Raw genomic sequence first — 24,959 nt, forward strand, 5'->3', positions numbered from 1 at the left:
TAATCTTCTTTTGTTTTCCAAATATCCTCGCCGAAGGCATCCAGCCTTCCCCAAGACTTGAAAGGTTTTTCAATGTTAAGCCCCGCATCCGCAAGCATTCGTTCCGAAGAGGTGTGTCGCCTCGCGCCTGTCATTCCTGTGCTTGTCGTCCATGACGCAGATATCGCCCTACCACTTGCCGAGGCCTTGATTGCAGGCGGCTTGCCTGCGTTAGAGGTGACTTTGCGTACACCCGCAGCACTTGACGTGATCTCGGAGATGGCAAAGGCCAAAGGCGGAATGGTGGGTGCGGGCACCCTTTTGACACCAGAAGATGTGAGCAACGCCAAACAGGCGGGTGCCGTTTTTGGCGTCTCCCCTGGTGCGACAGATACTTTGCTGGACGCCTGTTCAACCGAAGAATTGCCCTTGCTGCCAGGTGCTGCAACCGCATCCGAAGCGATGGCCTTGTTGGAAAAGGGTTTTACGGTTCAAAAGTTCTTCCCTGCCGAAGCAAACGGTGGCGCGAAGGCCCTGAAAGCCATCGGCGCGCCGATCCCGCAGGTGCGCTTTTGCCCAACAGGTGGGGTCAGCCTTGCCAACGCCCCTGACTACCTTGGCCTTAGCAACACGCTTTGTGTCGGCGGCTCATGGGTGTGCCCGCAAAACCTGATCGATGCAAAAGATTGGGCGGGTATTGAGGCCTTGGCCAAGCAAGCTGCAGCTCTGCCCAGTTAAGCGTCAGGCACGCGGGCCGAACGCCCTCCACGGCGTCCCTTCGTTGCGGGGGCGGCGAGGCCTTCTTTTAGCACGGCCGTCATCGGATGGTCGGGGTCATCTTCGCCGTAATGCGCCAACAACTGACGGATCAGCGTCGGCGTGTCCTGATCAAGCGCGACATTGATGGCCCAGTCCAGAAATATCGATCGGCATTCGGGCATGGTGATCCCTTCAATACGATAGCTTTCGCGGATCAATCCTTTGGGATCAACATCTTTCATCTTGGCGTCTGGTTGCTGTGACATGACTAATCGTCTTTCTGGCTGCGGTTTGCGGCAGATGTGTATTTGGCCTCAATGATTGCTGCCGTTTTGCTGCGTTGTGACATAAGCTCATCTGCCAAAGCGTCCAGAGTGGTTTGTGCTGTTTCTCGCATCATCATCGCGCATCCCCCCTGTCCGATTTCGCTCGGGTCAAAGGCCCCTTCGTTGAGAAGTTTCGAGGTAACCTTCACAGTCCAGAAAAGGCTGTAGGCATTGCACAGGTCTTGCAATTCAACGGCAGACAACCATCCAATCGCGACACCCGCTTGCAACTGCGCAAGCGTGTCGACAGATGTCGCGCCAGACACCAAGGCGATGGTCTGGCCAAACAATTCGATGTCTTGCAACCCGCCCGCACCGCGGGTGATGTCCCACACCGATTGCACAGGTTTTGCATCCGCCAGTCTTTTGCGCATGTCTTGCACATCCGCTACGCGCGTGGCCAGGGGCCGATCAAGGTGCAGCACTGTTTGGCGTGCAGCCTGCCAATCACTACTTAAATCCGTGGCGTGCAGGGCGCGCGCGCGCGTCAGGGCAAGATGCTCCCACGTCCACGCCTCGTTGCATTGATAGTCTTGATAAGCCGCCCAAGAGGTCGCCACAGGCCCCTGCCGCCCAGAAGGCCGTAACCGCATATCAACCTCATACAGCCGACCTTCGGGCAACTGTGCGGTCAAAGCGGTGATAAAAGCCTGGGTCAGCCGCGCGAAATACGGGCGCGTCGATAGCTCTCTTGGGCCGTCTGACGCCTCTACCCCTTGTGCATCATAGATCACGATCAAATCGAGATCCGAAGTGGCCGTCAGCCGCCCTGCCCCCAAAGACCCCATGCCAATCGGCAAAGCGCCGCGGCCCATCGGGGCCCCGTGTTTCTTGGCAAACTCATCCACCGCAACGGGCCAGAGCGATGCGATAATCGCCTCTGCAAGGTCTGCATAGTGTTGGCCTGCTTCAGCGGCGGTGATCAGACCGCGCAGATGATGCACGCCAATACGGAAATGCCATTCCTTTTTGAACCGTCGCGCAAGACCCAAGGCGACTTCATAGTCGGTTTGGGCGGTCAAATCCTGCGATAGCTGATCCCGCAGGGCATCAAGGCCGGGCCATGGGGCAAAGAAATGCCCTGCCAGCACACCGTCCAGCACGGATGAATTGCGTCCAAGGTATTGGGCCAGCGCGGGCGATGTGGCGCAAATATCCACCAACAGATCAACCAAAGGCGGGTTCGCCTCGAACAGGGAAAACAGTTGCACCCCCGCTGGCAGGCCGCGCAGAAACCCGTCAAATTGCAAAAGGGCTTCTTCGGGGCGGGCGGCGCGGGCCAGTTTGCGTAGAATATCCGGGCGCAGGCGGTTGAATATTTCGGTTGCGCGCGACGAACGCAGCGCAGGGTAACTGGGCCAGCGGGCCAAAATCTCTTCCCCGAATTCTGGCACAGCGCTGGCCGGTTCTGGTGCGTTGGGCGCAAAGAAATCATCGGTGAGCGAATGAACCGCCTCAAACCGCGCAATCAAATCCGCCTTCAAATCGGCCGTCGTCACCCCCATAAAAGCCGCCAAACGGTCAAACCCGTCGTCGGATTTTGGCAGGCTGTGGGTCTGTGCATCCCCGATCATCTGCAAACGGTGTTCAACCTCGCGCAGCACGCGGTAGTGATTTTTCAGATCGCGGCTTACGGTCTCATCGGTCCAGCCTTTTCGGGTCAGAACATCCAACCCGACCAAAGTGCCATTGACCCGTAGATCCGCGTCGCGCCCACCTGCGATCAGCTGGCGTGTCTGGGTATAGAATTCGATCTCTCGAATGCCCCCGCGCCCCAGTTTGACGTTATGTTCTGGCAGGGTAATCGGCCCCGATAGGCCTTTGTGGGCCCAGATTTTCTGGCGCATGTCATGGGCGTCTTGGATCGCCGCAAAATCTAGATGCTTGCGCCAGACAAAGGGTCTGAGACGATCAAGATACACCTGCCCCGCCACTAAATCACCCGCGCAGGGACGCGCCTTGATATGGGCTGCACGCTCCCAGGTGCGCCCTTCGGCCTCATAATACAGCTCGGCGGCGGCCATTGAGATACAAACAGGCGTCACACTTGCATCAGGACGCAGCCGCAGGTCGGTGCGAAAGACGTAACCGTCGCGCGTGACATCCCCGATCATCTGCATCAACTTGCGTGTGACCCGCACAAAGACAGAACGGATCTCGGGCAAGTCCTCGCGGGCGTAGCGGCTATCATCAAACAGGCAGATCATATCGATGTCGCTTGAATAATTCAGCTCATAAGCGCCCATTTTGCCCATCGCCAGAAAAACCATACCGCCGTCAACGGCCAGATCATCCGCCGTCAGCATGGGCAGTTTGCCACGGGCGGCCTCGGCCTGCAAAAGCGCGCTCAACCCGACTTGCAAACAGCGATCCGCCAAATCCGTCAGCGCGCGGGTCACGGTTTCCAGCGGCCAGACGCCTGCAAGATCCGCCAGCCCCGCCAGAACTGCGACGCGCCTTTTGGCTTGCCGCATGCGTGCGGGCATCTCGGCCAGCGGCACGGCGGACAGATCCGCCAGCTCGGCTGCAAGATGCTGTTCTGGATCACCAAAAGCCGCCGTAAGCCACGTGGCCTCTTTGCTCATCAGGCTTTTAAGGTAGGGACTACAGCCTGCGGCCCCCTCAATGACCTGCAAGATACCCCGGTCGAGCTCGGGAAACAGGGCGGCGGCGTCTGCCCCGATGTCGGGGTCATAAGCGATCGGGCTGCGGGTGATACGAGAGGCAAAAGTCATGCCACCAGCTTTGCGGCGGCACCATGCCTTGGTCAAGCAAGTGACACCACAATGACCGTCAAAACCATCACGAAAGGCGCAGTATCTTTGTGAATTCGGCTGATTTATATGATTTCACCGGTCTAAACCCACTGACTTCACCCACGCGACCGCCAAGCAAGTTGTTGATTTCATTAAATTACATAAGTTTATGTAAAAAACATTTACATTTTACCTTGATCCCGGCGCCCGCCTACCCCATCTATGTAATGTGAAAGACATTCACATTGAATTTCTAACCCGCTATTTTGAAGGAGCCGACCATATGACCACCGCCGCCCCGCATCCTCATGCGACACAAACCACTTACGCCGCCCAACCGCGCGAAGGATGGTTTCGTCGCGCCGAAAACTGGCTCGATCACAAAGGAAAACCCGCGTGGATCGCTGCGATGGTGTTCGGCTTTATCTTCTTTTGGCCCATTGGCCTTGCTCTTCTTGCCTACATGATCTGGGGGAAAAACATGTTTTCACGGTCCTGCACCACACGCCACACCTACAAATCGCACATGACTTTGGGCAATACAGGCAACGCCGCGTTTGATGCCTACAAGGCCGATACCCTGCGCCGTCTGGAAGAAGAACAGGCCAGCTTTGAGCAATTTCTAGAGCGTCTGCGCGAAGCCAAAGACAAGGCTGAGTTCGACCAATTCATGGACGACCGTGCCAAGCCAGAGCCCACAAAAGAAGACGCGTAAATCCGTCTTTGCCAGCCCCACCGCGCCCGCAATCGGGGCTGGCCCTTCCCTTCCCCACAATCCATCCCCATGTATCCCGAAAGAGCCCGCAACCAGATGAGCGCAACAGCAACCGATATGCACACCACCCTGCCCGATCCTGTTCACCAGTCAGAGTTTTATGCCGACACCGCCATCAAGCGGGCCATCGCTTGGTTGGTTGATTTGGTTATCATCACCGCTCTTGCAGTGCTTGTATCCCTTCTGACCTTCGGCATCGGGTTTTTTGTCTTTTTTGGCATCATGGCTTTGATCGGGTTTGCGTACCGCGTGGTCACACTGGCCAATCGCTCGGCCACTTGGGGGATGCGTCTGGCCTCGGTCGAATTTCGCCGCGCTGATGGCCAAAGGTTTGATCTGCTGACGGCCTTCTTGCACACCTTGGCGTTCTATCTGTCGTTTTCGATCCTGCCGCTTCAGCTGGTCTCGATCGTGCTGATGCTCAGCACGCAGCGCGCACAGGGGCTAACGGATCATGTCTTGGGCACGGTGGCGTTGAACAGGTCTGCCGCGACCCTTTAACCCTCGCTATATTGGGGGGGTTGGCGCAGGGCTTTGCAGTTGTTAGCTTACTCAAAACTACCTGCGGAGACCCATGCGCCACACCCTACCCATAGCACCACAGTTTTATGTGACAGCGCCCCAACCCTGCCCCTATCTTGAGGGACGGATGGAACGGAAGCTGTTTACCGCGCTGCAAGGGGATTTCTCGGAAAAGCTGAATGACGGCTTGTCCAAGCAAGGGTTCCGCCGATCGCAAAATGTGCTGTATCGGCCGTCATGCGCAGATTGTTCGGCCTGTTTGTCGGCGCGGATCAAAGTCTCCGATTTCAAACTGTCAAAAAGCCAGAAACGTATCCTCAAACGCAATGCCCATCTGCAACGCAAGGCGACAAGCCCTTGGGCCACCGAAGAACAGTTCTCGCTCTTTCGGCGGTATTTGGATACGCGCCACGCGGATGGCGGTATGGCAGATATGGATATTTTCGAATTTGCGGCCATGGTCGAAGAAACGCCCGTGCGCAGCCGTGTGGTGGAATACAACAGCCCCGCGCAGGGTGAGCGGCCTGATCTGGCGGCAGTCTGTCTGACAGATGTTTTGGATGATGGTCTGTCGATGGTCTATTCGTTTTATGACCCCGATCTGACCCGCAATTCTCTTGGGACCTATATCATTCTGGATCATATCGAGATCGCCCGCGAAGCAGACCTGCCCTACGTCTATCTGGGCTATTGGGTGCCGGGTTCGCCCAAAATGGACTACAAAGCCAAGTTCACAGGGCTTGAGGTATATCGTGGCGGCAAGTGGGAGACGATGACCGATCCCAACGATTATGAGGCGGAAACGCATCCTTTGTCGGTCGACCCTATTGCTGAACAAGTGGCGAATATTTCATTGCCCGATACCGTATCGGTTAAATCCTAGCCCCCTAACATGCTGACATGAAAAACGGCGGCCCCTTCTTTTGGGCCGCCGTTTTCTTTTGCGTGCAGGGGGGGTTGCCGCCCCCCTTGCCAGTGATCAGTTCAGCAGGTTCGGAATAATCGTCACCACACCGGGGAAGGCCGCAAGCAACGCCAGACCGGCCACCTGGATCAACACAAACGGCAACACCCCTTGATAGATATGACCCGTCGTCACCTCTTTGGGTGCAACCCCGCGCAGATAGAACAGCGCAAAGCCAAAGGGCGGCGTCAGGAACGATGTCTGCAGGTTCACCGCAATCATGATCGTCACCCACTTGGGATCCATCGTGCCGCCGTAAATCACCGGGCCCACAATCGGGATCACGATGTAGATAATCTCAAGGAAGTCCAAAACGAACCCGAGGATAAACAGCACCAACATCACAATCAGGAACACCGTCCACTCGTTATCGAACGAGCGTAGGAACTGCTGGATGTAATGCTCGCCCCCGAAACTGATGACCACAAGGTTCAACAGTTGCGAGCCGATCAGGATGGTAAACACCATCGACGTCACCTTGGCCGTTTCGCGCACAACAGGGCTCAGAACCCCGCCCGCATAGAGGATCCAGCAGGCAAACAGGATACCGAACATCGCAAACAGATACGCGGCTTTGGCAAAGATAAACGCAATCACGCTTTCCGTCGTGGTCGCATCCGTGCCGATCCGCAGATCAAAGTTCACGCCAATCAGGATCAGCACGATGATCGCAAAGGTCGCTTGCAAGATGATCTTGCCCGACTTGCCCTGATCGGCCAGCTTGCGGTAGGCCGCCAGCATGATCGCGCCACCCGCACCCAGTGCAGCGGCAGGCGTCGGGTTGGTGATCCCGCCAAGGATCGACCCAAGCACAGCCACAATCAGCACCAGCGGCGGAAAGACCACGCGCAGCAATTCGTTCTGCGCCAGCATCTGCGCCGCCCCGCGACAGCCCCAAAGGGTCAGGCCAAGCGGAATGGCCAGCAGCAGCGTCCGCGCCCCTGCGGTCATGGTCGGCCCCATCAAAACGATGTCCACCAACAAGGCCAGCACGATGCCAAGCCCGCCAATCAACAGCGGTGTCTTGTTGGCCGACGGGGCCACACCACGGGCCGTTGTCAAAACCAGACCAAGCAGCAGCAGACCAACAGCCAACCCTGTGCCAATCGGCGCGGCGTTCTCGACCTTTTCAAGGACCAGTGCCTCACGCTCTTCAGGTGTCAGGGCGCGGCTTTGTTCAACACCACCTGCGGCGTCAATCTCGGCTTGCTGTGCGACAGCTGCGTCCCAACGCTCTTGGCCATGAAGCTCAATCATCGCCTCTTGGCACTGTGGCGACACGCCTGTGCGCAAATCAGCCGTCTGACCCGCATCTGTAAAGCTATCCACCAGCACCGACTGGCTGCCAATGACATTGACGTTCATCAACAAGATCAAACCCGCGATCAGGCCAACAGGCGCCAGTAGGAACCATGTCAGCGCTTCGTTGCGGGTGATCGGCTCTGAATTGGTGCTGCCCATTTCCACGGCAGGTGCCTTGGACGGGTTGAACAGCGCATAGACGAAGGCATAGGTCGCATAGAGCAACGCCAGCAAGATCCCCGGCAACAACGCCGCCTGGAACAATGTGCCCACCGACACAACCGCAGGCTCACCCAGATAGGTCAGCGCGTCCGAACAGCCCACAAGCTGTGCGCGTTCTTCTTGGGCCGCCGAATAGAGGTCTCCTGCCAGCGTGCCCAAAAGCACGATCACGATAGAGGGTGGGATGATCTGCCCCAAGGTGCCCGACGCGGCGATAACGCCCGTCGACAGCTGCGGCGAATACCCGTTTTTCAACATGGTGGGAAGTGACAGCAGCCCCATCGTAACGACGGTCGCGCCCACAATCCCCGTCGAGGCCGCAAGGAACGCGCCCACGACAACAACAGACACAGCCAAACCACCGGGCAACGGGCCAAACACCCGCGCCATTGTTTTCAACAGGTCATCGGCGATCTTGGACCGTTCCAGCGTGATGCCCATCAAGACGAACATCAAAACGGCCAGTAGTGTCTCGATTGACTGGCCCGCCAACACGCGCTCGTTGATGCGGTTCACGATAAAGCTGACGTTGCGGTCCAACGCGGTTTCCCACCCTGCCACAAACACAGGCTCACCAATGCGCGGTAGTTCGGGGTATCGGAATATCGATATCGCCTCGGGCCTTATGCCTTCGGCAATCAGGGCCGCAAACTCGGCGCTGTCTTTGTCAATCGCTTGGTGGATCAGCAAACCGTTGCTGTCCAGCGCCGCGATAATGGCAAAAGAAATCACCGCCGACCCACCGATGGCAAACGCCACGGGAAAGCCCGACAAGATACCTGCGAACAGGCAGAGGAACACAATGATCAGGCCGATCTCGACGCCATCAAGTCCTAGAAACATGGGATTAGACCTATCTTTGAATTAGTGGATCGAGGCGGCAAGTTCGGCGTCAGCGTCGCCAAGCTTGTCACGGTCAAGATATTTTTCGTCCGATTCAGGACCCTCACGCAGCTCAAGATACGAGCGGTAAAGGAACGCCACGGCCTGCAAGAACACCATTGCGGTGAACACAACCAACAGCACCTTGAACAGGAAGTAGGCGTTGAACCCGTTGGGCGAAAAACCGATGGTTTCAACATTCCAGCGCAGCGCACGGGCCTTGAGCACCAGACGGTCCAGCGTGTCAGACGCCGACGGGTTCGGCACCACAAGGTGACGCCACAAGAAATACCACCCATACATCCACGTCAGCACAGCCGCCGGCATCATAAAGATGATCGAGCCGATCATATCGATGACCTTCTTGGTCTTACGGCTGACCGCTGAGTAGACCAGATCAACCCGCACATGACCGCCCTGCACAAAGGTGTAGGTGCAGCACAGCGTGACCACCAATGCATTATAAAGCTTGAGTTCTTCGGACCACCACGACACATCATGCGTCAGCGCGCGGCCAAACCCGAACGACAGCTCGGAGGCTGCAAAGATACGTTGCATAAAGACAATTACGATCTGTTGCAGCACCATCAAAAGACCCGCCCATGCGAAAAGCCGGCCAACCCCGTTGGCAAACCCCTCAAGCACGCGGACCACACCCCACATAAAGGGGCGATAGACCACGCCCACAATCGTCATCACGATCAGGACGGTGAAAATCACAAAGAAGAACTCTTGGCTGCCGCCGTAATAGATAAAGCGCATCAGGCTTTCTTTATCTTCGACGGTGTTGTTCCACGTCAGCCAATCCAACCACGACGATGGATTAAAGATCGCATATCCAAGGTTGTAAAAGGCCATGCCCAGACTTTTGAAAAGCCACAGGATCGCGTCCATGATGTTCCCCCCACTCTTGTTCAGAGCTTCATTCTTCTAGCCGTGCCGACTTTTGGTCGCACTGGCCTTGGCTTGTTTTGGTGTGAAAAGGGCGCGGGATATCCGCGCCCTTCCCGTTTTGGCCGTTGGGCTTAGCCCAGAACGCGGTCGCGCTGGTCGCGGTAGGCGCTTTCGGCCTGCTTGATCCAGCCCGAGGACGCCATCATCGACGCTTGGTAGCTGTCGTAGACTTTCTTGTAGATGTCGTCGCCCATGTTCTCTTGGTGCACTTCGTCCGATGCTGAACCGAATGCATCCCAAACGTCGTTCGGGAATTCCAAAACCTTCACGCCACCCGATTGCAGACGCTGCAGCGCCGAACCGTTGTTGTTGAGGAACTGAGCAAGGTTCCACTGGTGTGCTTCCGCCGATGCGATCTCGATGATCTTCTGATGCGCTGGCGACAGGCTGTCGAACACGTCGCGGTTTGTCGCAAGCGACAGACCCGCACCCGGCTCGTGGAAACCCGCTGTGTAGTAGAACTGTGTGATTTCCTGGAAACCGGCTTTTTCGTCCGCCCATGGGCCGATCCACTCGGTGCCGTCAATCGCACCAGATGCCAGTGCTTGATACACTTCGGCACCTGGAAGGTTCTGAACCGATGCACCCAGTTTGCCCAAGGCTTTACCGCCCAGACCTGGCATGCGGAACTTCAGACCGTTGAAGTCAGCAGCCGATGTGATTTCCTTGCGATACCAGCCACCCGCTTGGGCACCTGTGTTACCCGCCAGGAACGATTTCAGACCAAAGATCTGGCCCAGTTCGTCGTGCAGCGCGGCACCTTCACCGTGGTAGTACCAGTTTGCCAGCTCTTGGGCTGTCATACCGAATGGCACCGACGTGAAGAACGCATACGCAGGGTGCTGACCTACGAAATAATAGTCAGCCGCGTGATACATGTCAGCCTGACCCGCAGTTACGGCGTCAAACACTTCAAACGCGCCTACAAGCTCACCAGCAGCTTTGATGTCGACAGTCAGCTGACCGTCTGTCATCGCAGTGATGCTGTCGGCTGCATGCTGTGCGGCGTCAAAAACGCCTGCCAGACCACGGCCCCACGATGTAACCATCGTGAGCGTGCGGTTGCCTTGTGCGTACATTGGCGCTGCCAGCGTCGACGCTGCAGCGGCCGTTGCGCCACCCAAAGCCGAAGTTTTCAGAAAAGAACGACGATCCATATAAGTATCCTCCCGAGATAGTTTTTGTCAGCAGTGCGCCCCAAAAGACCGCACCCACCGGATCGTTAACAGTGGCCGGAGCCTATGACGCGCTCTCAAAGGATGCCATACCAAGTACTACGTAGATCGGACGTTTGGACCGATTTTCTGACCAATTTTAGCGTTAACATTTGCACCGCCAGCCTTGCGCACCCTGCATATCGGCTATTCTTGCAGCACATAGGCCCAGATATTGGCTTAACACCTCGATGATTCCCCGCTATCGAATCAATATGCGCAAACGCTCGTCCCCCATCAGGCTGTCATACGGCCAAAAACTATTCTTTCTGGCCACCCTGCCCTTGGTGGTCGCGGCCACGATTATCGGGTGGGTGGTACTTGATCAGTCACGCGAACTGGCGGAACGCGAAATCGCGGCGCTGGAAACACAGCTTTTGGCCGCCAAAAAGGAAGAGCTAAAGAATTACCTGTCGATTGCCCGCACGGGGTTTGTGAATATCTACGGCCGCGCCGCGCCTGATGATGCGGTGGCCAAAGAAGAAGTCCGCCAGCTTTTGTCAGCGATGCTCTACGGGCAAGACGGCTATTTCTTTGTGTTTGATTACGACGGCACCAACCTTGTGGCGCCGCGCCAGACCTTCTTGATCGACAAGGACTGGTCTGGACTGACCGACATCAACGACGTGCCGATCACCGATCAACTGATTGATATCGCGCGCTCGGGTGGTGGCTATCACAGCTTTGAATGGACCAAACCCTCCACGGGCAAAAAAGCGCCCTTCATTACCTACGTTGCGGGTCTGCAGGACTGGCGATGGGCGGTGGGCACAGGCATCTTCGTCGATGATGTGCAGGCAACGGTTGCCGCAGCCCGCGCCGATGTGGAACGCCGCATCGATCGCACCTTTGTCTATATCGTTGCGATCACCCTTGGTGCGCTGATGGTCGTTTTTGTCAGCGGGCTGGTGCTGAACATCCGCGAACGCCGTTTGGCCGATGCCAAACTGAAACAACTCACCGAACGGATTTTTGACACCCAGGAAGAAGAACGCGGCCGCGTGGCCCGCGAATTGCATGACGGGATCAGCCAGATCCTTGTGGGCATCCGCTATTCGCTGGAACTGGCGAAACGACGTTTTGCCAAAGGCGACACGGGCGCAGGCGACAGTCTGAACCGCGGGATCGAAAGTCTGAATGAAGCCATCGGCGAGGTGCGCCGCATCAGCCGTGATCTGCGCCCCGGTGTGCTGGATGATCTGGGGCTTGGCCCTGCCCTGAAATCCCTGACCGATGAATTTTCCGACCGCACAGGCCTTGCCACCGATTTTGAAACCGTGGTGTTCCGCAACCGTCTGGATCAGGACGCCAAGATCGCGCTTTACCGCATCGCCCAAGAGGCGCTGACCAATATCGAACGCCACGCAGATGCCACCCGCGTGCGGATGGACCTCAAAGGCCACCGAAATGGTGCGACCTTGCGCATTTCCGACAACGGGCGCGGGCTGCCCCAACAAAATGACGATGGCCCCTCGGGTCTGGGTCTGCGCAATATGGCCGAACGGATCGAACAGCTTGACGGCACGCTGCGCATCCTGTCATCCAAATCCGGCACGGTGATAGAAGCGCAAGTGCCTCTCACCCATCTGCTGCCCCCCGAAACACCCACAAAGGCCTCCGCATGACCCGCATCCTTATTGTTGATGATCACCCGATGGTCGCCCAAGGCATTCAGGCGCTTTTGGAAACCTACGACGATCTGCATGTCGTAGGCACCCTTTCGAACGGACAAGACGCTATCGACCGCGTTGAAGAGCTGGCTCCCGATGTCATCTTGCTGGATCTGAACATGCCAGGCGTCAGCGGGCTGTCAGCCACCGAGATCATTCTGGAACGCCGCCCCGACACCCGCATCGTCATCCTGTCGATGCATGACAGCGCCGAATATATTTCCACCGCACTCAGCCACGGCGCGCGCGGCTATATCCTCAAGGATGTGCCCACCGAAGAGATTAAAACCGCCATCGACGCCGTGCTGGCAGGCGACCGCTATCTGTGCACGGGCGCCAAAGGCTCGCTTGATCCCCCCACAGCAGGCGGGCGCGAAGTGCTGACGAGCCGCGAACAAACCATCCTTTTGCAACTGGCTGCGGGCAAATCAAACAAGGAAGTCGCGCTGGCGCTCGATATTTCCGTGCGCACGGTGGAAACGCACCGCAAAAACATCAAACGCAAGCTCGGTATTTCCACCACCGCGGGGCTGACCCGCTATGCGATGGAACACGGTGTTCTGCAAGGCACAGGTGAAATGCTCTGAACGACATCTCAATCATGTGATTTTCTGCAAAATTTCACCAAGCGGCCATATTTGCGCAACTTTCGAAAAGATTTACACCAAACATACGTTATTTTCTCCGCCACCCCTGTTGACGCGCCCCGATTTGCCCAATATTGCAGCATTTCGGAACGCGAAACGTAGACAAATCGGAGAACACATCATGTCACGCCAGATGAGCGGAGCGAAAATGGTCGTCCAAGCCCTGAAGGATCAGGGTGTGGATACTGTCTTTGGATACCCCGGCGGTGCTGTGCTGCCGATCTATGACGAGATTTTTCAACAAGAGGGCATCCAGCACATTCTGGTGCGCCACGAACAGGGCGCGACACACGCCGCCGAAGGCTATGCGCGCAGCACAGGCCGGCCGGGTGTTGTTCTTGTCACCTCTGGCCCGGGTGCCACAAATGCCGTGACGGGTCTGACCGATGCGCTGATGGACAGCATCCCCATGATCGTTCTGACTGGTCAGGTGCCGACATTCATGATCGGCTCGGATGCCTTTCAGGAGGCTGATACGGTTGGTATCACGCGGCCCTGCACCAAACACAACTGGCTTGTGAAAGAGACCGACAACCTGTCGCAAACCATCCACGAAGCATTCCACGTGGCCACCAACGGCCGCCCGGGCCCCGTTCTGGTCGACATCCCGAAAGACGTGCAATTCGCGACAGGCACCTACACGCCGCCTGCCCCGCAAAAATCGCACTACCAGCCGCAGGTCAAAGGCGACATGGCCGCGATTGAGGAATTGGCAGAGGCGATGGCCAAGGCCAAACGCCCGATCATCTATTCAGGCGGTGGCGTCATCAACTCTGGCGACGCGGCCAGCCAGCTGTTGCGCGAATTGGTTGCGGCCACGAACTTTCCAATCACCTCTACCCTGATGGGTCTGGGCTGTTATCCTGCATCGGGCGACAACTGGCTTGGCATGCTCGGGATGCACGGTCTTTATGAAGCCAATATGGCGATGCACGACTGTGACCTGATGATCAACATCGGCGCGCGTTTTGACGACCGCATCACAGGGCGCATTGATGCTTTCAGCCCAAACAGCACAAAAGCGCATATCGACATCGATCCCTCCTCGATCAACAAGGTCATCCACGTTGATATCCCGATCTTGGGCGATGTGGGACACGTGCTGGAGGACCTGCTCAAGGTCTGGAAAGCCAAGGGCCGCAAAACCAACGCAGAGGCCTTGTCGAAATGGTGGAAACAGATCGACGAATGGCGCGCCGTCCGCTGTCTGAAGTTTACCCAGGAAGGCAAGGTGATCAAACCGCAATACGCGCTTGAACGGCTTGAGGCGCTGACCAAAGGCATGGACCGCTACATCACCACCGAAGTGGGCCAGCACCAGATGTGGGCCGCGCAATATCTGGGGTTCGAAGACCCCAAACGCTGGATGACATCGGGTGGTCTGGGCACCATGGGTTACGGCACACCTGCGTCCATCGGCGTTCAGGCCGCGCACCGCGACGCGCTGGTCATCAACGTGGCGGGCGAAGCGTCATGGCTGATGAACATGCAGGAAATGGGCACAGCCGTGCAATACCGCCTGCCCGCCAAACAGTTCATCCTGAACAACGAACGGCTTGGCATGGTGCGCCAGTGGCAAGAATTGCTGCACGGCGAACGCTATTCGCAGTCATGGTCCGAAGCCCTGCCCGATTTCGTCAAGCTGGCCGAAGCTTTCGGGTGCAAAGGGATCATCTGTTCCGATCCTGCCGATCTGGACGACGCGATCATGGAAATGATCAACTACGACGGTCCGGTGATCTTCGATTGTCTGGTCGAAAAGCATGAAAACTGCTTCCCGATGATCCCCTCTGGCAAGGCCCACAACGAGATGCTTTTGGGCGAAGCGGAAACCCAAGGTGTCATCAAAGCCGACGGCGCTGTGATGGTGTAATACAGCATCATCCCCCCGCGGGCGCGGCCTCTTTCGAAGGGCTTGGGACGCGCATGATCCGCACCCAAGGATGGCAAAACGTCTGACGCATTGCCATACCATCAGCAGACGCTAGGCCATACATCGAATTTGACGAATAGAACGGAAAAAATCATGTCCCCTCTCAAGCTCAAAAAAGGCTCAACCAGCCATTCTGCTTATAACCTGCGGCCTACGTTTTCGGACGTTGAGGAACGGCATACGCTGGCCGTTCTTGTGGCCAACGAAGCCGGTGTTCTGGCCCGCGTGATCGGCCTGTTTTCGGGACGCGGCTACAACATCGAAAGCCTGACGGTGGCCGAAGTGGATCACGACGGTGGGTTGTCCCGCATCACCATCGTCACAACAGGCACGCCCCAGATCATCAACCAGATCAAAGCGCAGCTTGGCCGCATCGTGGCTGTCTATGACGTGCATGATTTGACCGTCGAAGGCCCCGCCGTCGAGCGTGAACTGGCGCTCTTCAAAGTCACGGGCACAGGCGACAAACGTATTGAAGCCTTACGGTTAGCCGAAATCTTTCGTGCCAATGTCGTCGACAGCACGCTTGACAGCTTCGTGTTTGAAATCACGGGCGATGTCGGCAAAATCGACGCTTTCGCCGAATTGATGCGCCCCATCGGGCTGGTCGAAATGGCCCGCACGGGTGTGGCCGCGCTCAGCCGCGGTCCGGAATAGCAAAACCCCGACACCCCGCGATTACGCGCCTGTAAAACGATGGGTGTCGGGGCCGTCCCCACTGGGGATAGGGACCCTCGGGAAGGTGCTGTTAGCCGTCGGTTTTGGGCAGCAGTGACGCGTCCTCGGCAGCCGATACTTCCTCGGCATTCACCACACCGTCACCATTGGTATCGATGGCTGTGAACATCTCTTCACTCATGTCCGGATACGCCGCCTGCATCTCTGCCAGCGTCAAAAACCCGTCACCATCCGTATCAATCTCTGTCATCGCCATCACAGGCGTTGCCAGAAGGGTTGCAGCAATCGCGCTCATGAAAAAACGTGTCATAGGTGTCTCCTTTTAAGACTGTCTCACCCGCCCCTTTGGCGGTGTGTGACGCTAAATTGGCGGCGCGTGGCGGCCTGCGCCAGTGCATCGGGGCGATCGGGCACAATTGCGCATTCCACCGCGCGAATGGCCGATTTTGCATTGCAAACAAACGCTTATGGCGGAAACCCGCGCTTTGATCGGCAAGCCTTCTCTTAGCAAATCAAGTGACTTGAGCGGCATCTTGCAGGTCGCAAACAGGCGCGTCAGGCGGGGCTGCTGGTGTGACACTAGTCGCAGAATCGCGTGACAGGAGTATCCCATGGCCAAAGACCATTGCCCCGATCCGCTTGACGCTGTGCGACGCCCCGTTGCCACCGCAAACGGCCTGCCAAATGCGCATTACACCGATCCTGCGACCTTTGCCGAAGAAGCAAAAGCTGTCCTCATGGCAAATTGGTCAGGGTTGGCCGTTGCAGCCGATGTGCCCGAAATCGGGGATGCAAAACCGCTCGAATTTCTGGGCATCCCCCTTCTTTTGGTGCGCGGCAAAGATGACCAGGTGCGCGTGTTTAACAATATCTGTCGCCACCGCGGGATGATCCTTGTGTCCGAGCCGCGCAAAATCGAAGGCGCGATCCGCTGCCCCTATCACTCATGGTGCTATTCCACGGCAGGCAAGCTGGTTAGCACGCCGCATGTCGGTGGCGCGGGCCACAACACACATGAAACGATTGTCAAAGATGACTTGGGACTGATCGAAGTGCGCAGCCACATCTGGCGCGATGTCATCTTTATCAACCTATCGGGCACCGCCGCACCGTTCGAAGAGATGCACGCAGAGCTGATCGCACGTTGGTCGGAATTTGACAGCCCCCACTATCACGGTGGCCCGGAAAGTACTTTCCAGCTTGATGTCAAAACGAACTACAAACTGGCTGTCGAAAACTACTGTGAAAGCTATCACCTACCTTGGGTGCACCCGGGCCTTAACAGCTATTCTCGCCTCGAAGATCACTACAACATCACCGAAATGGGCAAATACTCAGGCCAGGGCACTTTGGTCTACCGCCAACTCAAAGGCGATGACGGGCGCGTTTTTCCAGACTTCCCCAACCTGTCAGAGTTCTGGAACGAAGGTGCGGAATACATCACGGTCTATCCCAACGTTCTTCTGGGCGCGCAGCGCGATCATGCCTTCGCGATTGTGCTGGAACCGATTGATCACGCCCACACCCGCGAACACATTCACCTCTATTACGCCGCACCCCAAACCGATCCGGCAATGCGCGTGAAAAATGCCACCCAATGGAAAGAGGTGTTCGAAGAAGACATCATGGTTGTCGAAGGCATGCAATCAGGCAGACGCGCGCCCGCCTTTGACGGTGGACGGTTTAGCCCGGCGATGGACGGACCAACACACTGCTACCATGACTGGGTCGCACGCCAAATCCAGACGTTCCGTGAAACCGACTGAACTGAACACACAGCTTCTGGCAGCCCATGCTGCCGGGAATAGCGCTGCGCTGATCCGCCTTTACACACATGCGGCCGACCAGTCCGAAGAGAACGCAAATATCGACGAGGCCTGCTTTTTCCTTACACACGCCTATGTCTTTGCGCTCGAAAGCGCAGATGCCGGCCTGCCGCGACTGGCAGCACGCCTCAAAAAACACGGCCGCCTCTGACCGCTTCATTGTTGTCCAAATACCTCGGGGAGTTTGAGGGGCAGCGCCCCTAAGCTAAAACATGATGCGCGGCGCAAGCCGCACTATTCGATCACAATAGGCACAAGAAAAAGGGGCCCCGAAGGACCCCTAGTTTAACAATCAGGCTCATCATTCATACCGCTCAAAGTTTTATTGCCTGCGGCCTGATTGTTGTCACCGCGGCCCTCGCCCGCTTGCGCAGGGGGCCGCGGCAAGTCTTTTAGCTACACCCCGAAGTGCCGCCGCAGGTGTTGCACTTCATGCAGGTCCCGTTACGCACCAGCGTGTAGTTGCCGCACTCGCCGCAAGCCTCACCCTCGTAGCCTTGCATCTTGGCTTTGGCGCGGGCGTCCATGGTGACGGTGCCTGTGCCCACAGATGTGGCGGGTGCAGTCACCGTCTCTGATACAATGGTCTGCAGCGCGGCCGAAGGATCAGCCGATCCCGAGAACGCCACCGCTGCGCCACCTTGCAGAACCGTCAGCTCTTGTGGCACGCGCTTGCGCAGATACCCTGTCGAGCTGATGTGCTTGAGCGCTTCAAGTGTGCGGCTCGCGCTTTCGGCCCCTTCATCGGACAGCTCCTTGACGTTGGCTACGCCTTCCTGCTCACCGCGACCCAGATCATCGAATGTGGCGCCTTCGGGCTTCACATGGGCCAGATCGGTGCGGTCCAGATAGGACACGGCCAGTTCGCGGAAGATATAGTCAAGGATCGACGTTGCATTCTTGATGCTGTCGTTACCCTGAACCATACCCGCTGGCTCGAACTTGGTGAAGGTAAACGCATCCACGAACTCTTCCAGCGGCACACCGTATTGCAGGCCCACCGACACGGCGATGGCAAAGTTGTTCATCATCGCACGGAAGCCTGCGCCTTCCTTATGCATATCGATGAAAATCTCACCCAGGTTGCCGTCCTCGTATTCGCCCGTGCGCAGATAGACCTTGTGGCCCCCCACGATGGCCTTTTGCGTATAGCCCTTGCGGCGCTCTGGCATTTTTTCGCGGTGCGATTTGACGATCTCTTTGACGACAACTTTTTCGATGATTTTTTCAGCGATCACTTGCGCCTTTTCCATCGTGCCACCTGTTTCCAGGATCTCTTGTGCTTCTTCGTCGTCTTCGACCAGAGAGGCCGCAAGAGGCTGGCTCAGTTTCGATCCGTCACGGTAAAGCGCATTGGCTTTCACACCAAGCGACCACGACAATTCATAGGCCTTTTGGCAGTCTTCGATCGTTGCATCATTCGGCATGTTGATCGTTTTCGAGATCGCCCCCGAGATGAAGGATTGCGCCGCAGCCATCATGGTGATGTGGCTGTCGACCGACAAGAAACGCTTGCCTTTCTTGCCGCACGGGTTGGCACAATCAAAGATGCTGTAGTGCTCTTCTTTGAGATGCGGTGCGCCTTCCAGCGTCATTGTTCCGCACACATGATCGTTGGCAAGGTTGATGTCGGATTTGGTGAACCCGAGGTGCGCCAGAAGGTCAAAGGTGGGATCGTTCAGCTTTTGTGCAGGGATGCCAAGCACGTTGGTGCAGAATTCCTCGCCCAAGGTCCATTGGTTGAACACAAAGCGGATGTCGAAGGCCGAAGGCAGTGCACTTTCGATCTTTTCAATCTCTGCCGGGCCAAATCCATGTCCGATCAGCGATGTGTGGTTGATGCCGGGTGCGTTACCCAATGTGCCGTGACCAACTGCATAGCTGACGATCTCTTCGATCTGCGCGCTGCTGTAGCCTTGTTTTTCCAAAGCGGCTGGCACCGAACGGTTGATGATCTTGAAGTAGCCACCGCCCGCAAGTTTCTTGAACTTCACAAGGGCAAAGTCTGGCTCAATCCCTGTCGTGTCGCAGTCCATCACCAGACCGATGGTGCCTGTGGGGGCAACAACAGTGGCTTGCGCGTTGCGGTAGCCGTGCTTTTCACCCAGTTTGAGCGCCTCGTCCCATGACGACATTGCCAAATCGATCAGCGATTTATCTGGGCAGGATGCGTGGTCAAGCGGCACTGGTTTGATCGCAAGGCTCTCATATCCATCCGACGCGCCGTAAGCCGCGGTGCGGTGGTTACGGATGACGCGCAGCATGTGGTCTGCGTTCTTTTTGTAACCCGGGAATGGGCCAAGCTCGCCTGCCATTTCGGCGGATGTGGCATAGCTCACACCTGTCATGATCGCTGTCAGAGCGCCACACAGGGCACGGCCTTCGTCGCTGTCATAGGAATAGCCCATGTTCATCAGCAGGCCGCCGATGTTTGCATAGCCCAAACCGAGCGTGCGGAAATCGTACGAACGCTGTGCGATCTCTTTGGATGGGAACTGCGCCATCATCACGCTGATTTCCAAAGTGATCGTCCAAAGACGCGAGGCATGCATGTAGTCGGCCGATTGGAATTCACCGTCCTTGAGGAAGGTCAAAAGGTTCATCGACGCGAGGTTACAGGCCGTATCGTCAAGGAACATATATTCCGAACACGGGTTGGAGCCGCGGATTGCACCATCTTCGGGGCATGTGTGCCATGCGTTGACGGTGTCATGGTATTGGATGCCCGGATCGGCGCAGGCCCAAGCGGCGTGGCCCACTTGTTCCCAAAGCTCGCGCGCTTGCACGGTTTTGGTCACACTGCCGTCCACGCGGCTGATCAGGTCCCACGTGCCATCTTCTTCAACGGCTTTCAGGAACGCATCTATTACGCGGATCGAGTTGTTGGAGTTTTGCCCCGAGACCGAGTTATAGGCCTCCGAATCCCAATCCGTGTCATACGTCGGGAATTCGATGCTTGTGTGACCCTGCTTTGCATAATCCAGCACGCGCTTGATGTAAGTCTCTGGGATCGCAACCTTTTTGGCAGATTTCACCGCCTCTTTCAGCTGTGGATTTGCCTTGGGGTCATAGGCGTCTTCTTCTGCGCCGTCCCATGCTTTGATCGCGGCAAAGATCGCGTTCAGCTTTTCTTCGTGCATTTTCGAGCCCGCAACGATCGACGCTACCTTCTGCTCTTCCAGCACTTTCCAGTTGATGAACTCCTGAATGTCAGGGTGATCGGCATCAACGATCACCATCTTGGCAGCGCGGCGTGTTGTGCCGCCCGATTTGATCGCACCCGCTGCGCGGTCACCGATTTTCAGAAAACCCATCAGGCCCGACGATTTGCCTCCGCCCGAAAGGCCCTCGCCTGCGGCGCGCAGAGACGAAAAGTTGGTGCCTGTGCCAGAGCCGTATTTGAACAGACGAGCTTCGCGCACCCACAGATCCATGATACCGCCGTCGTTGACCAGATCGTCAGCAACCGACTGGATGAAACACGCGTGCGGCTGTGGGTGTTCATAGCTGCTGGTGGATTTGGTCAGTTTGCCCGTCTTGTAGTCCACATAGTGGTGGCCTTGGGCAGGACCATCGATACCGTAGGCCCAGTGCAGACCTGTGTTGAACCACTGTGGGCTGTTTGGTGCGGCGCGCTGTGTCGCCAGCATGTACCGCATTTCATCAAAATAAGCGCGGGCGTCTTCTTCGGTGGTGAAATATCCACCTTTCCAACCCCAGTAGGTCCAAGCGCCTGCCAGACGGTCGAAAACCTGTTTGGCGGATGTTTCGCCGCCCATTGTTGCGCCCTCGGCAGGGACCGAGCGCCAGAGGAACTCGGGAACGCCTTTTTCCTTCACCTTCTCAAGCTTGGACGGGACACCAGCCTTGCGGAAATATTTCTGTGCGATCACATCGCTGGCCACCTGGCTCCACGACGATGGCACCTCAAGATCATCCAGCTTGAAAACGACTGTGCCATCGGGGTTGCGAATTTCCGATGTTGTGGTGACAAAATCCAACTCGGCGTAAGCATCATTGCCGGCTGCGGTGAAGTTGCGTTCAATTTTCATGTTGCCCTGTTTCCCAATACAAAAGCGTCTATCCCCTGCCCCCGAAGTTTCGGCGGCGCTCTAATTGCTGGCGTGGACAAATCTCATCTGCTCGCTGCCTCGATACTTCGATGCAGTGATGGTTTTTTCTCAAATATTGTTGTGTTCTTGCGAACCTGTCCTCGCCCCAGAGATGCCACTATATGTTGTGGCTACCCTGTCAGCCCGCACAACATGACCCAGTGCGACGGTTTGGGTCAACGCTTTTTTTACCATATTTGGTGTATCTTTTCTGTTGACCCCCCACGGGTAGATGGGCCTTGGACGCGATTGAGTGATTCACTTTGACCCAAGGTGAATTTGCATCCGAAATCATCCTTGGGGATGGTTTCATATTTTCGCAATAAAACCAGTGGCTTTTGGAAATTTGCTGCTGTGCCGGGCCCGCAGACTCGCCGCTTTTCAGAATTTCATACGGAAAAAGGCCGAGTTTTGATCACTCAGAAATAGTGCTGCAAAAATGTGCAAAACCACCAGATTTGGTGGGAAGGTGAACCCCAGACCCACATATGGTGATGCAATCCCCACACACAGGCCACCACAAGATCTGGCGACAGCCTACGCCGCCGCGCGATATGGCACCAAATATGCCTACCGAACGCGATCTTGTTTGCTTTTTGTGAAGTGGTCGGGACGGCAAGATTCGAACTTGCGACCCCCTGTACCCAAAACAGGTGCGCTACCAGGCTGCGCCACGCCCCGACTGCGTGTCGTTTAATATCAGTTTTGAGAAATGAAAACCCCTAACATGGCCATTTCGCCATGTCTTTTTCAAACCGGGGATGGCGCAGCTGCGTCCCCTCATCCATTCCATATAACGCGCTTAAACCCGCGTTGATTTCCAGCACAGCAAAGATACCGTCACCGCCAAAAATACCCGTGGTGTCCATGGGCACTGCATCCTGATGGATCTTTTGCACCACCCCTTGGGCATCAACAAAAATCATATCCAGCGGGATCAGCGTGTTTTGCATCCAGAAGCTCACGGCTTGCGGGCGGTCGTAGATAAAGAGCATCCCCGCCCCGCGTGGCAAATCCTGCCGGTGCATCAGGCCTTGCGCGCGCTCGTCATCATCATCGGCGATTTCCACGGAAAACTGCGCCTGCCCCCATGGCCCCCTCAGATAAACGGTATCCTCGCGGCAGTCCGCTTGGGCCCATGCAGGAGAGGACAGCGCCAGACAAAAGCCAATCACACAAAACAAACGCGTCATTCAATCTAGCCCTACTCTTCGCGTGCGATGCCCGCTTCCCATGCTGTGACCTGCATTGCCATACGCCCGCGTTGGCCATCTATGACCCGCAGGCCCACTGCCTCGCCCGGTTGCAGATCGGCCAAGCCGGACCGGCGCAGCACTTCGATATGTACAAACACATCTTCGCCGCTGCCAAACACATTGGCAAACCCAAAGCCTTTCGACTTATCGAACCATTTTACACGTGCAGGCTCAAGCGGGCATGCCGCGATATCCCCTGCGTCGATATCCGCCAAATCGTCCAGACCTGAAGTCTCATCGCCAGTGGGTGGCTCTATATATCCAACCTCAACCGCCTGCACGCCGCGGTCGGTTTCTTGGATGGCAATTTCAATGCGCGCTCCGTCAGCGACAGACCCCTGCCCGAAGTTGCGCAACACATTGGCATGCAGCAAGATATCGGGGCCGCCCTCGTCGGATACCACAAACCCAAACCCCTTAACCGGGTCAAACCATTTCACTGTGCCCTCGACAACGTGCGCGTGTCGTTCTGTTATGTCGGTCATCAAATTATCCAAGGCGCGCTCGTCGCACCTCACCTTTTCAAGCGTGGCACCCCCGCGTCACAGGGCGCCAATTTCATTGTTGTGTGAAAACAAAAAACTCGGAAAAAAACGTCAGGCTATGGGTTTAGCCGATCAATAGACCAAGGCGCATCAACGGTTGGTCGCGTCCAACGGAAACGATCATGCAAGCGGTGATCCCCATCGGCCCAAAATTCGATTTCCACAGGGCGAATGCGATAGCCACCCCAAAACGGCGGTCGTGCCGGATTAAGACCCTGCTTTGCCGTGACCTTTGCCACCTCGGCCATCAAAGCCGCGCGGCTGGACAACGGTTGTGATTGCTGCGACGCCCAAGCCCCAAGACGGCTTTTGAGCGATCGCGAGTTGTAATAGTCGTCAGCCTGCGGCCCGTCTTCGCGGCTGACATGACCGCGCACGCGGATTTGGCGACGCAATGACTTCCAATGCATCACAAAGGCTGCTTTTTCGGCCCCGTCCAGCTCTTGGGCCTTTTTACTGGTGTAATTTGTGTAAAAGACGAAGGCGTCATCTTCCACGTCTTTGAGCAAAACCATCCGCGCGTTGGGCAACCCGTCTGCGTCGACCGTCGACAGGGCGATGGCGTTGGGATCATTGATCTCCGACACTTCGGCCTCAGCCATCCAGCTGCGCACAATGGCAAACGGGTCATCGCCTGCAAATTTTCCATCTCGGGTCGACATGGTTTAAATCCTCGCTTTGCTCGGCGTTATCGCACCTTGCGACAAAGGCGCAACCCCCGTCCTCACGTCATCAACATGGTGTCGCAAGACTTGCCGCGCAACGGCAGTTGTCTTACACCTCGCTGGAAATTGATCAATAATGCAAGGCGAAGTCGATGTCGGCACAACTTATGGCAGGAAAGCGCGGTCTCATCATGGGGCTGGCAAACGATAAATCCATCGCGTGGGGGATTGCAAAAGCCTTGGCCGAACAAGGTGCAGAATTGGCGTTTTCCTACCAAGGCGACGCGCTTTTAAAGCGTGTTGGCCCATTGGCCGAGCAACTGGGCAGCGACACGGTTGTGCCCTGCGATGTCTCGGACGAGGCATCGATGGACGCATTGTTTGACACGCTAAAGGAGAAATGGGGCAGCCTTGATTTTGTGGTGCATGCCATTGGATTTTCCGACAAGAATGAGTTGCGAGGCCGCTATGTGGACACGTCACGCGGCAATTTCGCAATGTCGATGGATATTTCTGTGTATTCATTCACAGCCATTGTGCAGCGTGCCGAGAAGTTGATGACCAACGGCGGCTCATGCCTGACGCTGACATACTACGGCGCCGAAAAAGTCATGCCCCACTATAACGTCATGGGTGTGGCCAAGGCCGCCCTAGAGGCATCGGTTAAATATCTGGCCGAAGATCTGGGCAAAGACGGCATCCGCGTGAATGCGATTTCGGCAGGCCCGATCAAAACGCTGGCCGCCAGCGGCATCGGCGATTTCCGCTACATTATGAAGTGGAACGAATATAACTCGCCCCTGCGCCGCAACGTGACCATCGACGAAGTGGGTAAATCCGCGCTCTTCCTGCTGTCCGATCTGGGCAGCGGCACCACGGGCGAGAACCTGCATGTCGATGCAGGCTACCACGTGGTCGGCATGAAAGCGGTTGACGCCCCTGACATGACACCCCCCAAGAAAGACTGACGGC

At 56.7% G+C, this 24,959-nt stretch carries 21 protein-coding genes and 1 tRNA gene; 11 read left to right on the plus strand and 11 right to left on the minus strand.

Annotation, left to right across the window (positions count from 1 at the left end):
- The first annotated feature begins 72 nt into the window (after positions 1-72).
- The gene (eda, locus tag L1065_RS02270) at positions 73-717 is read left to right on the plus strand and encodes a bifunctional 4-hydroxy-2-oxoglutarate aldolase/2-dehydro-3-deoxy-phosphogluconate aldolase (protein ID WP_237093821.1); all 645 of its coding nucleotides are present in this window, start codon (positions 73-75) and stop codon (positions 715-717) included.
- Here the strand turns inward: eda and L1065_RS02275 are convergent.
- Entirely contained in the window at positions 714-1,004 is a 291-nt protein-coding gene (locus L1065_RS02275) for a hypothetical protein (protein WP_237093822.1), read from the minus strand. The genes eda and L1065_RS02275 overlap by 4 nt on opposite strands.
- Before the next feature lie 2 nt (positions 1,005-1,006).
- Positions 1,007-3,799: a glutamine-synthetase adenylyltransferase gene (locus L1065_RS02280; RefSeq protein ID WP_237093823.1), complete on the minus strand. Its 2,793-nt coding sequence runs from the start codon at positions 3,797-3,799 to the stop codon at positions 1,007-1,009.
- A 304-nt stretch (positions 3,800-4,103) separates the two neighbouring features.
- Here L1065_RS02280 and L1065_RS02285 point away from each other — a divergent pair, with 304 nt between their 5' ends.
- The 3 genes from L1065_RS02285 (at position 4,104) to L1065_RS02295 (ending at position 6,000) form a co-directional block, all read left to right on the plus strand.
- Entirely contained in the window at positions 4,104-4,535 is a 432-nt protein-coding gene (locus tag L1065_RS02285) for a DUF2852 domain-containing protein (RefSeq protein WP_237093824.1), read from the plus strand.
- 96 nt (positions 4,536-4,631) lie between these two features.
- Positions 4,632-5,096: an RDD family protein gene (locus tag L1065_RS02290; RefSeq protein ID WP_237093825.1), complete on the plus strand. Its 465-nt coding sequence runs from the start codon at positions 4,632-4,634 to the stop codon at positions 5,094-5,096.
- 73 nt (positions 5,097-5,169) lie between these two features.
- Entirely contained in the window at positions 5,170-6,000 is an 831-nt protein-coding gene (locus tag L1065_RS02295; RefSeq protein ID WP_237093826.1) for an arginyltransferase, read from the plus strand.
- 96 nt (positions 6,001-6,096) lie between these two features.
- On the opposite strand, the gene L1065_RS02300 is transcribed toward L1065_RS02295, so the two are convergent.
- The 3 genes from L1065_RS02300 to L1065_RS02310 all read right to left on the minus strand — a co-directional run bounded on the left by L1065_RS02300 (position 6,097) and on the right by L1065_RS02310 (position 10,598).
- Positions 6,097-8,448: a TRAP transporter large permease subunit gene (locus L1065_RS02300; protein WP_237093827.1), complete on the minus strand. Its 2,352-nt coding sequence runs from the start codon at positions 8,446-8,448 to the stop codon at positions 6,097-6,099.
- Between the two features lie 21 nt (positions 8,449-8,469).
- Positions 8,470-9,381 (minus strand): TRAP transporter small permease subunit, encoded by a 912-nt coding sequence (locus L1065_RS02305; protein WP_237093828.1) that lies wholly within the window; start codon positions 9,379-9,381, stop codon positions 8,470-8,472.
- Positions 9,382-9,512: 131 nt separating this feature from the next.
- Positions 9,513-10,598: a TRAP transporter substrate-binding protein gene (locus L1065_RS02310; protein WP_237093829.1), complete on the minus strand. Its 1,086-nt coding sequence runs from the start codon at positions 10,596-10,598 to the stop codon at positions 9,513-9,515.
- 272 nt (positions 10,599-10,870) lie between these two features.
- Between L1065_RS02310 and L1065_RS02315 the strand changes: the two genes are divergently transcribed.
- The 4 genes from L1065_RS02315 to ilvN all read left to right on the plus strand — a co-directional run bounded on the left by L1065_RS02315 (position 10,871) and on the right by ilvN (position 15,562).
- Positions 10,871-12,280: a cache domain-containing protein gene (locus L1065_RS02315; protein WP_237093830.1), complete on the plus strand. Its 1,410-nt coding sequence runs from the start codon at positions 10,871-10,873 to the stop codon at positions 12,278-12,280.
- The gene (locus L1065_RS02320) at positions 12,277-12,912 is read left to right on the plus strand and encodes a response regulator transcription factor (RefSeq protein WP_237093831.1); all 636 of its coding nucleotides are present in this window, start codon (positions 12,277-12,279) and stop codon (positions 12,910-12,912) included. The genes L1065_RS02315 and L1065_RS02320 overlap by 4 nt, the downstream gene beginning before the upstream one ends.
- Before the next feature lie 181 nt (positions 12,913-13,093).
- A complete protein-coding gene (locus L1065_RS02325; RefSeq protein ID WP_237093832.1) occupies positions 13,094-14,845 on the plus strand; it encodes an acetolactate synthase 3 large subunit in 1,752 nt (583 codons plus the stop codon).
- A 153-nt stretch (positions 14,846-14,998) separates the two neighbouring features.
- Positions 14,999-15,562, plus strand: a complete 564-nt coding sequence (gene ilvN / locus L1065_RS02330; RefSeq protein ID WP_237093833.1) for an acetolactate synthase small subunit — start codon at positions 14,999-15,001, stop codon at positions 15,560-15,562.
- 91 nt (positions 15,563-15,653) lie between these two features.
- Here the strand turns inward: ilvN and L1065_RS02335 are convergent, their stop codons facing one another.
- Positions 15,654-15,893, minus strand: a complete 240-nt coding sequence (locus L1065_RS02335) for an EF-hand domain-containing protein (protein ID WP_237093834.1) — start codon at positions 15,891-15,893, stop codon at positions 15,654-15,656.
- Between the two features lie 301 nt (positions 15,894-16,194).
- Here L1065_RS02335 and L1065_RS02340 point away from each other — a divergent pair, with 301 nt between their 5' ends.
- Together L1065_RS02340 and L1065_RS02345 are read left to right on the plus strand one after the other, a co-directional pair.
- Positions 16,195-17,349 (plus strand): aromatic ring-hydroxylating dioxygenase subunit alpha, encoded by a 1,155-nt coding sequence (locus tag L1065_RS02340; RefSeq protein WP_237093835.1) that lies wholly within the window; start codon positions 16,195-16,197, stop codon positions 17,347-17,349.
- Entirely contained in the window at positions 17,336-17,560 is a 225-nt protein-coding gene (locus tag L1065_RS02345) for a hypothetical protein (protein ID WP_237093836.1), read from the plus strand. Before L1065_RS02340 ends, L1065_RS02345 begins: the two co-directional genes overlap by 14 nt.
- Before the next feature lie 241 nt (positions 17,561-17,801).
- Here L1065_RS02345 and L1065_RS02350 read toward each other — a convergent pair whose 3' ends face one another.
- From L1065_RS02350 to pdxH, 5 genes are all read right to left on the minus strand, one after another.
- Complete coding sequence (locus tag L1065_RS02350) at positions 17,802-21,461, minus strand: vitamin B12-dependent ribonucleotide reductase (RefSeq protein ID WP_237093837.1); 3,660 nt, start codon at positions 21,459-21,461, stop codon at positions 17,802-17,804.
- 664 nt (positions 21,462-22,125) lie between these two features.
- A tRNA-Pro gene (locus tag L1065_RS02355) sits at positions 22,126-22,202 on the minus strand.
- Positions 22,203-22,243: 41 nt separating this feature from the next.
- On the minus strand, positions 22,244-22,714 hold the full coding sequence (locus tag L1065_RS02360; RefSeq protein ID WP_237093838.1) for a DUF192 domain-containing protein: 471 nt from the start codon (positions 22,712-22,714) through the stop codon (positions 22,244-22,246).
- Between the two features lie 11 nt (positions 22,715-22,725).
- A complete protein-coding gene (locus tag L1065_RS02365) occupies positions 22,726-23,262 on the minus strand; it encodes a cold-shock protein (RefSeq protein ID WP_237093839.1) in 537 nt (178 codons plus the stop codon).
- A 116-nt stretch (positions 23,263-23,378) separates the two neighbouring features.
- Positions 23,379-23,984, minus strand: coding sequence for a pyridoxamine 5'-phosphate oxidase (gene pdxH / locus L1065_RS02370; protein ID WP_237093840.1), 606 nt, complete (start codon positions 23,982-23,984; stop codon positions 23,379-23,381).
- Between the two features lie 155 nt (positions 23,985-24,139).
- Between pdxH and fabI the strand changes: the two genes are divergently transcribed.
- Positions 24,140-24,955 carry an enoyl-ACP reductase FabI gene (gene fabI / locus L1065_RS02375; RefSeq protein WP_237093841.1) on the plus strand — a complete coding sequence of 272 codons (816 nt, stop codon included), beginning with the start codon at positions 24,140-24,142 and terminating at the stop codon, positions 24,953-24,955.
- The last annotated feature ends 4 nt before the right edge of the window (positions 24,956-24,959 follow it).

Origin of the sequence: Nereida sp. MMG025 (assembly GCF_021654165.1) — a bacterium.
Taxonomy (GTDB): domain Bacteria; phylum Pseudomonadota; class Alphaproteobacteria; order Rhodobacterales; family Rhodobacteraceae; genus Nereida.

Coding starts and splice junctions, on each gene's coding strand:
- L1065_RS02295 (WP_237093826.1), top strand. CDS start 5,170: ATGCGCCACACCCTACCCATAGCACCACAGTTTTATGTGACAGCGCCC.
- L1065_RS02325 (WP_237093832.1), top strand. CDS start 13,094: ATGTCACGCCAGATGAGCGGAGCGAAAATGGTCGTCCAAGCCCTGAAG.
- L1065_RS02320 (WP_237093831.1), top strand. CDS start 12,277: ATGACCCGCATCCTTATTGTTGATGATCACCCGATGGTCGCCCAAGGC.
- L1065_RS02280 (WP_237093823.1), bottom strand. CDS start 3,799: ATGACTTTTGCCTCTCGTATCACCCGCAGCCCGATCGCTTATGACCCC.
- L1065_RS02290 (WP_237093825.1), top strand. CDS start 4,632: ATGAGCGCAACAGCAACCGATATGCACACCACCCTGCCCGATCCTGTT.
- L1065_RS02315 (WP_237093830.1), top strand. CDS start 10,871: ATGCGCAAACGCTCGTCCCCCATCAGGCTGTCATACGGCCAAAAACTA.
- ilvN (WP_237093833.1), top strand. CDS start 14,999: ATGTCCCCTCTCAAGCTCAAAAAAGGCTCAACCAGCCATTCTGCTTAT.
- L1065_RS02285 (WP_237093824.1), top strand. CDS start 4,104: ATGACCACCGCCGCCCCGCATCCTCATGCGACACAAACCACTTACGCC.
- L1065_RS02310 (WP_237093829.1), bottom strand. CDS start 10,598: ATGGATCGTCGTTCTTTTCTGAAAACTTCGGCTTTGGGTGGCGCAACG.
- L1065_RS02340 (WP_237093835.1), top strand. CDS start 16,195: ATGGCCAAAGACCATTGCCCCGATCCGCTTGACGCTGTGCGACGCCCC.
- L1065_RS02365 (WP_237093839.1), bottom strand. CDS start 23,262: ATGACCGACATAACAGAACGACACGCGCACGTTGTCGAGGGCACAGTG.
- L1065_RS02360 (WP_237093838.1), bottom strand. CDS start 22,714: ATGACGCGTTTGTTTTGTGTGATTGGCTTTTGTCTGGCGCTGTCCTCT.
- L1065_RS02335 (WP_237093834.1), bottom strand. CDS start 15,893: ATGACACGTTTTTTCATGAGCGCGATTGCTGCAACCCTTCTGGCAACG.
- L1065_RS02305 (WP_237093828.1), bottom strand. CDS start 9,381: ATGGACGCGATCCTGTGGCTTTTCAAAAGTCTGGGCATGGCCTTTTAC.
- L1065_RS02300 (WP_237093827.1), bottom strand. CDS start 8,448: ATGTTTCTAGGACTTGATGGCGTCGAGATCGGCCTGATCATTGTGTTC.
- fabI (WP_237093841.1), top strand. CDS start 24,140: ATGTCGGCACAACTTATGGCAGGAAAGCGCGGTCTCATCATGGGGCTG.
- pdxH (WP_237093840.1), bottom strand. CDS start 23,984: ATGTCGACCCGAGATGGAAAATTTGCAGGCGATGACCCGTTTGCCATT.
- L1065_RS02350 (WP_237093837.1), bottom strand. CDS start 21,461: ATGAAAATTGAACGCAACTTCACCGCAGCCGGCAATGATGCTTACGCC.
- L1065_RS02275 (WP_237093822.1), bottom strand. CDS start 1,004: ATGTCACAGCAACCAGACGCCAAGATGAAAGATGTTGATCCCAAAGGA.
- eda (WP_237093821.1), top strand. CDS start 73: ATGTTAAGCCCCGCATCCGCAAGCATTCGTTCCGAAGAGGTGTGTCGC.